13 protein-coding genes are annotated in these 12,184 nt (G+C 49.1%); 8 read left to right on the forward strand and 5 right to left on the reverse strand.

All coding sequences use genetic code 11. The annotated features are described in order from the left end of the window. Position 1: 1 nt before the first annotated feature. Positions 2–466, reverse strand: coding sequence for a tRNA (adenosine(37)-N6)-threonylcarbamoyltransferase complex ATPase subunit type 1 TsaE (tsaE, locus tag VF575_04080; protein ID HEX8182750.1), 465 nt, complete (start codon positions 464–466; stop codon positions 2–4). Further along, a complete protein-coding gene (locus VF575_04085) occupies positions 366–1,892 on the reverse strand; it encodes a lamin tail domain-containing protein (GenBank protein HEX8182751.1) in 1,527 nt (508 codons plus the stop codon). The genes tsaE and VF575_04085 overlap by 101 nt, the downstream gene beginning before the upstream one ends. Before the next feature lie 245 nt (positions 1,893–2,137). Here VF575_04085 and VF575_04090 point away from each other — a divergent pair, with 245 nt between their 5' ends. Next, positions 2,138–2,653 (forward strand): PRC-barrel domain-containing protein, encoded by a 516-nt coding sequence (locus VF575_04090; GenBank protein ID HEX8182752.1) that lies wholly within the window; start codon positions 2,138–2,140, stop codon positions 2,651–2,653. Here VF575_04090 and VF575_04095 read toward each other — a convergent pair. Beyond that, positions 2,650–3,348 (reverse strand): RecX family transcriptional regulator, encoded by a 699-nt coding sequence (locus VF575_04095; protein HEX8182753.1) that lies wholly within the window; start codon positions 3,346–3,348, stop codon positions 2,650–2,652. The genes VF575_04090 and VF575_04095 overlap by 4 nt on opposite strands. Before the next feature lie 3 nt (positions 3,349–3,351). Then, positions 3,352–4,470 (reverse strand): recombinase RecA, encoded by a 1,119-nt coding sequence (gene recA, locus VF575_04100; GenBank protein HEX8182754.1) that lies wholly within the window; start codon positions 4,468–4,470, stop codon positions 3,352–3,354. A gap of 406 nt (positions 4,471–4,876) precedes the next feature. Here recA and VF575_04105 point away from each other — a divergent pair, with 406 nt between their 5' ends. The 7 genes from VF575_04105 to VF575_04135 all read left to right on the forward strand — a co-directional run bounded on the left by VF575_04105 (position 4,877) and on the right by VF575_04135 (position 11,295). Continuing rightward, a complete protein-coding gene (locus VF575_04105) occupies positions 4,877–6,691 on the forward strand; it encodes a GspE/PulE family protein (GenBank protein HEX8182755.1) in 1,815 nt (604 codons plus the stop codon). 10 nt (positions 6,692–6,701) lie between these two features. Beyond that, positions 6,702–7,922: a type II secretion system F family protein gene (locus VF575_04110; protein ID HEX8182756.1), complete on the forward strand. Its 1,221-nt coding sequence runs from the start codon at positions 6,702–6,704 to the stop codon at positions 7,920–7,922. Positions 7,923–8,063: 141 nt separating this feature from the next. Next, positions 8,064–8,558, forward strand: coding sequence for a prepilin-type N-terminal cleavage/methylation domain-containing protein (locus tag VF575_04115; protein HEX8182757.1), 495 nt, complete (start codon positions 8,064–8,066; stop codon positions 8,556–8,558). Positions 8,559–8,662: 104 nt separating this feature from the next. Next, positions 8,663–9,745 carry a type IV pilus assembly protein PilM gene (pilM, locus tag VF575_04120; protein ID HEX8182758.1) on the forward strand — a complete coding sequence of 361 codons (1,083 nt, stop codon included), beginning with the start codon at positions 8,663–8,665 and terminating at the stop codon, positions 9,743–9,745. Between the two features lie 10 nt (positions 9,746–9,755). Then, positions 9,756–10,358, forward strand: coding sequence for a PilN domain-containing protein (locus VF575_04125; protein HEX8182759.1), 603 nt, complete (start codon positions 9,756–9,758; stop codon positions 10,356–10,358). After that, positions 10,355–10,999 carry a hypothetical protein gene (locus VF575_04130; protein ID HEX8182760.1) on the forward strand — a complete coding sequence of 215 codons (645 nt, stop codon included), beginning with the start codon at positions 10,355–10,357 and terminating at the stop codon, positions 10,997–10,999. Before VF575_04125 ends, VF575_04130 begins: the two co-directional genes overlap by 4 nt. After that, entirely contained in the window at positions 10,996–11,295 is a 300-nt protein-coding gene (locus tag VF575_04135) for a hypothetical protein (GenBank protein HEX8182761.1), read from the forward strand. The genes VF575_04130 and VF575_04135 overlap by 4 nt, the downstream gene beginning before the upstream one ends. Before the next feature lie 87 nt (positions 11,296–11,382). On the opposite strand, the gene VF575_04140 is transcribed toward VF575_04135, so the two are convergent. After that, positions 11,383–12,144, reverse strand: coding sequence for a hypothetical protein (locus VF575_04140; GenBank protein HEX8182762.1), 762 nt, complete (start codon positions 12,142–12,144; stop codon positions 11,383–11,385). Positions 12,145–12,184: the final 40 nt, after the last annotated feature.

Raw genomic sequence — 12,184 nt, forward strand, 5'->3', positions numbered from 1 at the left:
TTTATATTTCTCCGTCCGGCATAAGATACGACTGACCCGGCTGATATTCAATCGTAATGTCCCGTTCGTGTTCGCTCTTGCTAATAATATTGATACTCAGTCTGGTGCTAGGCAGTACGCCGGCAACAATTTCACTCCATTCAATGACAGTAACTGCCAACGGATCTTCGAGTGCTTCGGCTAGTTCAAGCGTCATAATTCCAGCTTCGTGAAGCCGATAAAAGTCAAAGTGATATAGCGCCAGCTTTTTGCCCGGGGATGTGTATTGGCGACCGATCGTAAATGTCGGACTGGAAACATGGTCCTGACTTCCCATACCGCGAGCGAGCCCACGCACGAATGTAGTTTTGCCGCCACCGAGATCACTATTCAGTGCTATAACCTCGCCGCCACGCAGTTTGGCTCCGATCTGAGCGGCCAGACTTTCGGTTTGCTCTGAACTGTGCGATTTTATTTGAAATGTCATGACGGTATTCATACAGTCCGTATAGTACCGCACAGGCCGCTACAGCGACAAGTATCCCTGGGTGAATTGGCGGCTTCGGTTTTACGTCGCTCGTTGCGCTGAATGTCGCGGTATTAGCTTTTTTGGTTTTTTCAGTTTTTTTGGGTGCTTTAGCTTTTTTGGTCGCTGAGGTGCCCTTGATTTTGGGAGTTGACGTTTTGGCAGTCGATTTTTTGGCAGTCGCTGCCTTGGTAGATTGCTTCGTAGTAGCAGCGGTTGCTTTTGCGTCCGCTGCCTTGGATGTCGATTCAGCCGTTATTACATTAACAGCTCCGGGTGTCGCGCTCGCAGTCCACTGCCAAATGCCGCCACTGAGCGCCCAAGCCATGTTGTCGCTTGCGGCGCTGTATGCTGTTGCCTGACTGGCAATCGATTTTGATGGATCGCGTAACCTGACTTGGCTGCCGGAATTTGTGAGAGAAAGCCGGGTATCGCGAGCATAGAATGCTCGGTAGCTCTGTGCAGGGACGATGGTAGCGTCAGTAAATGTGAAACTGCGCAGTGTGGTCGTGCCGACCTCAATACTATAGCCGCGCAGGTCAAAATCAGTCCTATTCGAGTTGTATAGTTCAATGAATTCATCGGCAGAGTCAGTCAGCGGGCTAGCCGGGTTTGGCAATATCTCTGTAATGAGCGGGGCCAATATTGTAGTGGTTTCAGCCGTTTCATTCGCAGGCTGTAGCGGTAGTGTCGTCCCGCCTTCGTCAACAGGCGGATCAATTGGATTGTCGTCAGGGTTATCGGTGTCATCAACCGTGGTCTCGCCCGATGAAGGCGGTTCCGGAGTCGGTGTCACGATGACTAGAATAGGTGGCACCCAGGCTGCAAGCGGCGTGAGATCATCTTTAATCATAAAGCTAGTCAGATTATTGTCGATAGTGGTGTATTCATCATCGTCATTTGGAATGCGCTGCTGGCTCTTGCCGGTGCCGGGCTTTGACATGACATTCCATGGCATAACCGGGTTTGATGCCGGATCGAGCCACATGATCCGGTCATGGGCCACGGTATCTATCGCCGTTGCTGTTGGCGTCATACTGAGTAATTGTAATCCGCCACCCGTATCGGTCATGAGGTGCGAACTGGACGGATCATATACTTGATCCGGCTGAACGTTGTTCGGTTCGTAGTCAGTACTACTAATCAGATAATAATCGTGGGCCGCAATGACGCCCGATAGCGTAATGGAATTACTTGCAGTGATGGCTGTATTCCAATTCGGCAAGCCTGTCTTGACGGCTGTGGAGTTATAAAACTGGATTTTCCACTGCGAACCAGTCGTGTCTGCGGAGTCACTAAAATCAATGTCCGTGTCAGTCGCATTGTATAACTCGATATACTCCTCGGAAGCACTACCACCATTAGTCTGGAACTCGGTAATAAACACATCTGGCGTGCTCCGTACGGTGACACTGGGCGATGTGTTTGCCGACGCATAAACCGGTAATGCGGTGAGTAATACACATAGTAGAGTTACAAATCCTACCCTGAGCCGTCTGGTAATCTTCTGCATGGGCATCATAGTAATCAGCACTCGGCGCCATCGCAAGCAATAGCGTCATATATTTCATTTTTCTACAACAAATTACTTCGTGAACAGCGCCGTATTATATTCCGCGCTATACTGTGAGTATGTTACAACTATCCGGAACTATGCTGAACCGCGACGTACTATCACTACGTACCGGCAGTCCTATTGCTCAAATTACCGCCAGTATCATCAATCCTGATAATTTAAAGATCGAGGGCTTTTACTGTACAGAGTTTGATACTAAACAACAGATGGTATTGCTGTATCAGGATATTCGCGACATCCTGCCGCAAGGCGTCGTTGTTAACGATCTCGATGCACTGTCGGAACCAGAAGAATTGATACGCCTCAAAAAAATCCTTGAAATGGATTTTGAGTTACTCGGAAAACCAGTCGTAACAATCAGTAACGAAAAAATAGGCAAAGTTAGCGACTATGCGTTCGAAACAGCGACGCTGTATATCCAAAAGGTGTACGCGTCGCAGTCACTGCTCAAAAGCTTGACCGTCGGCAGCCTGAGTATAGACCGTAATCAGATTCAAGAAATTACACCGAAAAAAGTCATCATACAAGACCTGCTGCAAGGCACGCCAGCTGGCGCTGCGGCCACCGCCTAGCCATCAGTATCTTCAGCCTTCAAAGCTTGTTTGATATCGTCATAGCCATAGCCCTGCCGGGCTAAGTATTGCATGAGTTTCGTCGGATCTTGATAGCGGCTTTGGCGGCGCTTCTTGTTAATGAGCTGCCGGATTGTATCACTATCTGTCGTCGGATCGTCCTCCAGGACTTGCTGAACTACTGTATCTGGCACGTGCTTTTGACGTAATTCCTGCATCAGCCGTCGCCGGCTTACAGATTTGATTGCCCGCCGGTTATCCACCCAGCTGCGGGCAAAATTCAAATCGCTGACATATCCAAACTTGCGCAACTTATCTAGAATTTGATCACCAGCGTCCTCATCAATATCTTTGCGCCGGAAATAGTCACGTAGTTCCCATTCACTGCGCAAGCGACGTGCTACGTAGGCCAGCGTCAGACCATATGCTTTATCAAGCTTCGACGTGTCTTTGTAGGTCACGAGCTGTTCGGGAGTAACTTCTTGGCCGATATATATTTTCTGGTCAAGCAGTGCGCCTTCGCTAAGTGAGAAAGCGTATTTGTCGTTTACATATATAGAATAACGGTGCTGCAACTTGATCTGCTGCTTGATGGCACTGATTTTCATGCCAGCAGCAGCTGATTTTGATCGGCTTGGTCCACGAGCGGACAGCTCGGCGCTGTCCGCTCCGTGAATGATGGAACCTGTACTCAAAGCCTATTCCTTGACGACACTGTCACGGACTTTAGCGGCAATCTCTTCCATGATGGACGGATTTTCCATTAAGAAGTTCTTGGAGGCTTCGCGGCCTTGTCCGACTTTAGCACCTTCGTAGCTGAACCAGGCACCGGCTTTTTCTACGATATTTTTGCTGACAGCCAGATCAAGAATGTCACCGGAACGCGATATGCCCTGGTTGTACATGATGTCAAACTCAGCTTCACGGAATGGCGGAGCAATCTTATTTTTAACTACTTTAACGCGGGTGCGGTTGCCAATTACGGCATCGCCCTGCTTGATCTGTGACGTACGCCTGATGTCCATTCGGACTGAGGCGTAGAACTTAAGGGCGTTACCACCGGTAGTCGTCTCCGGGTTGCCGAACATAACGCCGATCTTCATACGGATCTGGTTAATAAAGATGACAGTGGTGTGCGAGCGGCTGATAACACCCGTCAGTTTACGCAGTGCCTGGCTCATCAGACGGGCTTGCAAGCCCATATGTGAATCACCCATGTCACCCTCGATTTCGGCACGCGGCACTAGTGCAGCGACGGAATCAACAACAATTAAATCAACAGCGTTGGATCGAACCAATGTTTCAACAATTTCTAGTGCCTGCTCACCGTTATCCGGCTGGCTGAGCAAAAGGTTTTCGACATCGACACCAATGCGCTTGGCATATGACGGATCAAGTGCGTGCTCGGCATCGATAAATGCTGCCGTGCCACCTGCTCTTTGAACTTCAGCAATTGCGTGCAGTGTCAGTGTCGTCTTACCGGAGCTTTCAGGACCGTAGACTTCAACAATACGGCCCTTTGGAATACCGCCGCCAAGTGCGATATCGAGTGACAACGAACCAGTTGGTACGGTTTCGACGTTGATATGCGTCGATTCACCGAGCTTCATAATCGAGCCCTTACCAAATTGCTTTTCAATTGTCTCAAGCGCCAGGCCAAGTGCCTTGTTTTTGCCCTCAGTTGCAGCAGCTGATGCTTTTGACACTTTAGCAGCGTCTGCTTTATCAGCCTTACTCGGCTTTGGTGCGTTAGAAGCTGCTGGAGTCGCCTCCGAATTTGTTGCAGCGTTAGTAGATGTGTTAGCGTCTTCCGCCATATGTATACCCTCCATTACCGGTCTTAAAACCCTCTCCGGTCGTTAGTTATATTATACCTCAAATTTCATTGTTTTGCACCTGCCCCATAAGAGTTTTCTCTGTCAGATCCGGCCATATTTACAGATTGTCTATCGGTCTCTGTCTCTTTCTCATCCGGTGCTCAAATGTACGAATTGGTAATACCGAAATATATAACAAAGCCAAAATGCTCATGCCAAACTATTCAATAAATATTACTACATGCCATTTGTCGCCCGCACTTCGGTAAGCGACCATTTTCCTGCCGCAGACAACGGACAGCGCTGCAATCGCATATAACGTTTATGTTTTGCACGATTTTTGCTAAAATGTGACCAGGATGGGTGGGATTACAATAAAAACAATATTTGGGACGGGCTGGTAGTCATGCGAATTTCCGACGACATGGTCGAGAAACTGCTGAAGGCCAGCGGTACATTCAGCGACGAACAGCTGAAACCGCTGCGTGATCAGGAAAAAACTGAAAAAAAGCCGCTGCAGGATATAGTTATAAAAAACAGCGTCATTACTGACAAAGAGCTGACAAAGCTGTACGCCGCCGAGATTGAAATACCATACATAGAATTTAATCCCCGTGAGCTCAGCCGCGAGATTCTCAAACTTATTCCGGAACGCATTGCCCGCCAATACAAGGCCGTTGCCTTTAGTGTTGACAGCGAGGGCTCGCGGCTTATCGCCCTAGAAGATCCGGACGATATTCAGGCTATTAATTTCCTTCGCAAACAACTCGGCGCCAACATCAAGCTTCATATTACAACTGAAGCAATTATCCAAGGCGCGCTGGACCAATACCGCGGAAATATTTCTAGCGAGCTCACCAAGGTTATATCCAGCGACGTAACCGCCGAAGAAGATGAAGAAGAAATCAGCGAAGATGAAGTTGCCGAAGATTCGCCCATAGCTCAAACCGTTAATCTTATTATCGAGTACGGTGTTAAAGCCGGAGCAAGCGATATACACATCGAACCGCGCGAAGGTTATGTCCTGATCCGCTACCGCGTCGACGGCGTGCTTCGTGAAGCCAACAAGCTGCCGCGCAAAGTACTCGGTGCGCTTGTTAGCCGCATTAAGATACTTTCCAATCTCAAAATCGATGAGCACCGAGCACCGCAGGACGGCCGGTTCAAGGTAGAGGTCGCCGGGCTTGTCTATGCTCTGCGTGTATCCACTCTACCGATCGTGGACGGCGAAAAAGTCGTTATGCGTATTTTGAATGAATCAAGCAAGCCTTCCACACTCGAAGAACTTGGCTTCTGGGGCGTGGCGCTCAAAGTTATTCAACAAGCTATTGTGCAGCCACATGGTATGGTGCTCGTTACTGGCCCGACTGGCTCTGGCAAATCGACAACACTATTCAGCGTCCTCAGTATGCTCAATAGTCCTAACGTCAATATATCTACTGTTGAAGATCCCGTGGAATACCGCATTTTCGGAGCCAACCAAGTACAGGTCAATCCTGTGGCTGGTATGACGTTTACCAATGGACTGCGGGCGCTCCTGCGTCAAGACCCCAACGTTATTATGGTCGGAGAGATCCGAGACGGCGAAACAGCGCAACTAGCAGTCCAGGCCGCACTAACTGGACACTTGGTATTCAGTACGCTGCATACCAACAACGCCGCCACCTGCCTGCCACGGCTGCTCGACATGAAGATCGAACCATTCCTCATCGCCAGTACCGTTCGGGTCGTTGTCGGACAACGGCTGGTGCGACGGCTCTGCATTGATTGCCGAAAACAATACACGCCTGACGCTACAACCATGGAACGGGTTTCGGCGACATTTCACCTGGATAAAGCAGAAGTTATGCGCGCGCTGCATGATCTTGAAAAGCAAGCCTTACAAGGCGGTATCGGCGCGACAATCAGCAAGACGGCCGGCGCACCGGCGTCAACTGAACTTGGCAGTACCGAATCGGCTATAAAACAGCTTTGGAGTGCAAATATCCAAGGCTGTGAATCGTGCAATCACACCGGCTACCGCGGTCGTATCGGTATTTACGAAGTGCTCGATAATACTTCAAGCATCCAGAAAATGATCGTAACAAACGAAACCAGTGAAAATATACAAAAAGCCGCAATTGAAGGCGGCATGGTAACTATGCAAATCGATGGGCTAGTCAAAGCGCTGCGTGGTCAGACTACGGTCGAAGAAGTCCTACGCGTAACGGCCACAGAATAATAAATCTATCATGAAATATAGCTACAAAGCACTCAGAAGCGGTAAAACTGTCGAAGGTACGGCCGATGCAGCCAGCCGCGAAGCGCTCGTTGCCAGCCTGACGCATCAAGGTATTCACCCGCTCGCGATCAAGGAGCTTGGCCAAAGCGGCAAATCAGGCCGCTCATTCAGCTTTGGTGGCAAAAAGGTCAAACTGCAAGATTTGGTTATTTTTACGCGCCAATTGTCGACGATGATCAGTGCCGGCGTGCCGCTAACGCGTTCGCTGGCGACACTCGGTGCAGACACCCAAAGCCCGGTGCTCAAAGAAGCGATTACGGCGATTACGAAAGAGGTTGAGGGCGGCGCTCCGCTCGGTGCAGCCTTTGCGAAGTATCCAAATATTTTTTCTGACGTCTACGTCAATATGGTTAAAGCCGGCGAAGAAGGTGGTATCCTCGACGAGATTCTTAAACGGCTCGCACTCCAGGTTGAGCTCGACGCGACTATCCGCAAGAAACTCAAGAGTGCCATGGCCTACCCGGTGGTATTGATGTTCATAACCATTTTCGCATTTTTCGGAATTATGCTCGGCGTACTGCCAAAAATTGGGAAAATTCTGACCGACCTTGGTGGGCCTGATGCCAAACTGCCGGTATACACGCAGTTTCTTTTGAATGCCAGTGATTTTATGGTGAACAACATTATCTTCATATTTGGATCGCTTGGATTAATTATATTTCTGACGCTCCGCTATATTCGTACGCCAAAAGGGAAATATAATTTCCATCTCCTACTACTCAATGCACCAATCGTCAAAAATATTACCATGAAAATGGCTGTTGCTCGCTTTTCGAGAACTTTCGCTTCACTTATGTCAGCCGGTGTCAGTGTACTCGATGCACTGGAAGTCACCGGTGGCGCCATCGGCAATAAAGTAATTGAAAAAGAATTGCACGAAGCGGCAGTCCAGGTTCGTAATGGTAAGCCGCTCAGCGACCCGATCAGCAAAAGTCCACACTTCCCTCCTATCGTCAGCCAAATGCTCGCCGTTGGAGAAGAAACTGGCCAGATTGACACTGTTCTTATCAAAGTAGCTGATTTTTATGAAGAAGAGGTTAACACTCTCATCGATGGACTGGCTGCTGTTATTGAGCCAATCATGATCGTCGTACTCGGCGGCGCGGTTGGCTTGATCGCCGCCAGCGTCATGGGTCCTATTGCCAGTCTGAGCAAAAATATTGGCGCATAGTTGGTCATATGACATTTAAAACTTGACGTTGTAGTGCTTATGTCTATAATCATAATCAGATACTGGCTACTTCCCTGAAGAGGGCCTGGTAGTCCAAGATCAAAACAACCAAATAACTAACAACAAGGAGGGTGGGTCCTAATGAGCTCACTAAGCAAACGAACTCAGCAGGGTTTCACTATTGTGGAACTTCTCATCGTAATCGTCGTGATCGGTATTTTGGCCGCACTCGTCATTACGACTTACAACGGTATTCAACAAAAGGGGCGCAACACCGAGCGCACAACCGATCTAAAAGCTATCCAAGGACAGCTTGAAGCGTTCTACGCAACAAATGGCCGATATCCAACGTCTGCAAACCTTGGTTCAACGAGTGCGACAAACGTAGCTTTCATTCAGAGCGAAATGAAAGGTCTTGACAAGGAAGCACTACGCGACCCGAAGGCAACGGCAACTCCGCTTGACTACTCGCTTGCTTCCAGCCCGACCGCTAACAAGTACTCATACGCACCATCCGGTGATGCAGCGGGCAGTACTTGTGACAACACCCCTACAGGTGGCGATTGTACGAAATACGTTCTCACGGCCAAGCCTGAAGGCAGCGGTGCTGACATCGTACAAAACAGCTTGAACTAAGCATAGTTTGTTCTGATGAATAACTAAAAAATCCGGCGTCCATATGGTCGCCGGATTTTTTTAAGGATAAGTGGTATAATTAATCGGAGAAGGATACGCTACCGGTGGGTAACACTAAATCAACATTTTTTTTCAAAGATAAACCAATTTTCGGACTCGATATCGGGCATGGGTCTCTGAAGGTTATGCAAACCGAACGCCACGGCAAAAAATCCCGTGTCGTCGGGTATGGCACGGCTTCATTCGACGCATCCGCAATTCAGGACGGTGTTATCGTCAATCCAAAAGCTATCGCTAAGGCGACGCGCGAACTTTTTGAGCATCGCCTGATAGGCGACATCACGACGAAACGTGTGGTTGTCGCTATTCCAGCTTATCGTACATTTACGCGGCTCATTAACTTGCCAGTCATGTCCGGCAACCAGCTGCAGGAAGCCGTCGAACTGGAAGCCGAGCAGTACATTCCAATGCCACTTGAGGAACTATATCTGGACTATGATGTCGTTGGCCGCACAACTGAAAAGGGCGAGGAGAAACTGGATGTCTTTGCCGTCGCCGTTCCACGCAAAACTGTTGATTCGCAGCTGCAGCTGATGCAGCTACTCGGGCTTGAAACAGTCGGTGTGCAGACAACAATTGATGCCGCCGGGAAACTATTTCTACAAGACAAACAAAGCGATGTCCCTGCCGTACTTATAGACTTCGGTTCATTATCAGCCGATATTACGATTTTTGACAAACACATGCTCGTCAGCGGTACCGTCACTGGTGGTGGCGAGGTCTTCACAAACCGTATCCGCGATAAACTCGGCGTTACCCAAGCCGAAGCTCAAATTATTAAAACAAAGTACGGACTCGGCCCAAGCAAACGCCAAGCGGAGATCGAAGCCGCGCTTGAACCAGTCTTGTCGCAGCTGGCGCAGGAAATTCGGCGTATGATTCGCTATTACCAAGAGCGCTACGGCGACAAACGTAAGGTTACGCAGGTTATCACACTTGGCGGCGGTGCGAACATGCCAGGATTATCAGGCTACATGACCAACTCACTGCGCCTGGCAGTCCGCTCCTGTGATCCATGGGAGTACTGCGAGCACAAAGGTCTACAGCCCCCGTCAAAGGCTGACAAACCGATGTTTGCCACTGTCATGGGACTCAGCTTGATTCCACCGCAGGAGCTACTAGTATGAGGACCGCGCAGTGATTAATCTATTACCAACAGACCTCAAGCAGGAATATTTGTACGCCCGGCGGAATACGCAACTTCGCCGCTGGGTATTTGCTTTGCTGTTTGGACTGATGGGCGTTGGCCTCGTTGCAACTGCTGGCATGCTCTACATGCAGCAGTCGATCGATACCTACAGCAAGCTGGTCGTCACCTCCGAAGATTCTTTAAAGCAGCAAAAACTAAGCGAAACCCGCAAACAAGCCGAGGATATCACGAGTAGTCTCAAACTCGTCGTGCAAGTCTTGTCGCGTGAAGTCCTATTCTCTAAGCTGCTGACACAGGTTGCAGCCGTAACGCCACCCGAAACCAGTCTGACTGATCTGACTATCAGCAAAGTACAGGGCTCGCTGGAAATCACTGCTATATCCAGCGATTATAAGAGCGCCACACAGTTGCAGGTAAACCTGGAGGATCCAGCAAACAAAATCTTTAGCAAAGCCGACATACAAACTATTTCGTGCAATGCGACTGCAACCAATGCCAAATACCCTTGTACAGTTACCCTCAAAGCATTGTTTGCCGACGACAATCCATTCTTATTTATTAACAAGGACAAAGGAAGCACGACGCCATGAACAGTAAGCGCACATTTTATGTCATGATTTGTGTTATTGTCCTGCTAGTCCTCGCGATTATCGGCAGCGCGTATATTGCAAATTTGCAGCTGCAAAAACAATCCACCAAATTAGTTGAGTACAAGATGCAAAGTGAAGTTCTTAGCAAAGAGCAAATTGGCCTGACGAAAGCAAAAAAGGATGTTGCCACTTATAGCTCACTCGAAAAAATTGCCAAAACAATTGTGCCGCAAGACAAAGATCAGGCACAAGCAGTTCGTGAGATTGTCAACATTGCCGCCGCAAGCGGTATCAAGCCGACTGCCATCGCCTTCCCTATATCGACCCTTGGCGCCACAACGTCTTCAGGCGCAGTTAGCCCCGCTGCTGGCAGCGCAGTCCCAGGAGCGGTAGCAACACCAAAAAAGTCCTTGTCACAGCTAACCCCTGTCAAAAACATACCCGGTGTCTACAATCTCCAAATTACCATTCAGCTCGACGCTGCCGCAGCTGTGCCGTATGCTAAATTCATTGACTTTCTGAGCCGCTTGGAGCAAAATCGGCGAACCGCCCAAGTAACAGGAATTGTGCTGCAGCCATCACCTCAAAATCCTGACTTGGTATCATTCACATTAACCGTAGACGAGTTTATAAAGCCATGAATATAACTACTAGCAGCATTCGAGACGGCCTGGTTCGTACTTTGCAACGAGTCCGTCGTCACACCCTACTACTATTTGTACTTTTTCTACTGTCAATTTACGGCTTTCTTAGCTGGCGTATTGTGACGCTTAATCAAGTTCAGCCAGACCAAAACGCTATCGCTGCCAAATTGAAAACGGCTGGCGTGCCTCGGATTGACCCCGACGTCCTCAGCAAAATCCAACAGCTGCAAGATAACAGTGTCGGTGTACAAACATTATTCGATGAAGCTCGTCGCAGTCCATTTCAAGAATAAACCGTACAGCACGCCGAGACGGGCCGGTATTTGTCTACTCCGCAAACTGCCTTTTCACCATAAAGGTTTTGTAGAATTAGGTAGGCGTCAATCGTCGCCGGTAACCGGGCGGCCGTTTTTGAAAGCCTCAACGGCGTTATTCAGTACGGCGATTTGTCGTTTTGGATTGCTGGCGTAATTGAAGCGGTACGTCGTCTCATCTCCCTCTGTCGACAATCGGATCATTCCATAGTGAAACAGATGCGTCATGACCCCGTCCTGGGTATAGCTGGCATCCTCGATATTAGCTAGACTCACCGTTTGTTCGCGCTTGGAAAATAAGCTGGTCTGAATCTGCTGAATGACACTTTCGTTCGTCAAAAAGAATTTGTTGGCGTTATAAATGATTGTCGCAATGAACCCGAATATCAGCGCAAGTAGCGATATCAGTACGACCGGGATCGCCAAGAGCTCTAGCGATGGCGCTGTTCCGCCTTCCAAGCTACTACTTGAAGCCGTGCTCGATAGTATTGCAGCCAGTGCGACAAGCGCCAGGATAATGGCACCGACGGAGAACCAGATGCCGATCAGGCCAATTGGATGACGGTCGATTGCGCTAATGATAAACTCCCCTTCACTCAGGTTGAGATCAGGGTATTTTCGCTTTGACTCTTCGTGACGCTGTCTCGAGGCCGGACTCATTTCCGGCTTGAGCGGTTCATGTGGCCGTGACATGTAGACAATTTGCGGCTGTGTACCTTGGGCTGGCTGGTTGGGCTGGCTGTTGGACGAGTCAGTACTGTCCGGCGATTGCGGGCTCGGCTGCTGAGGTGTTTGTGGTGAAGCGGGCGGCTGGTCTTGTGGATTCATACTTGCTATTATAGCTCAAAAATACCAAAGTAGACCATCC

This window comes from Candidatus Saccharimonadales bacterium (assembly GCA_036388415.1).
Taxonomy (GTDB): Bacteria; Patescibacteriota; Saccharimonadia; order Saccharimonadales; family UBA4665; genus UBA4665.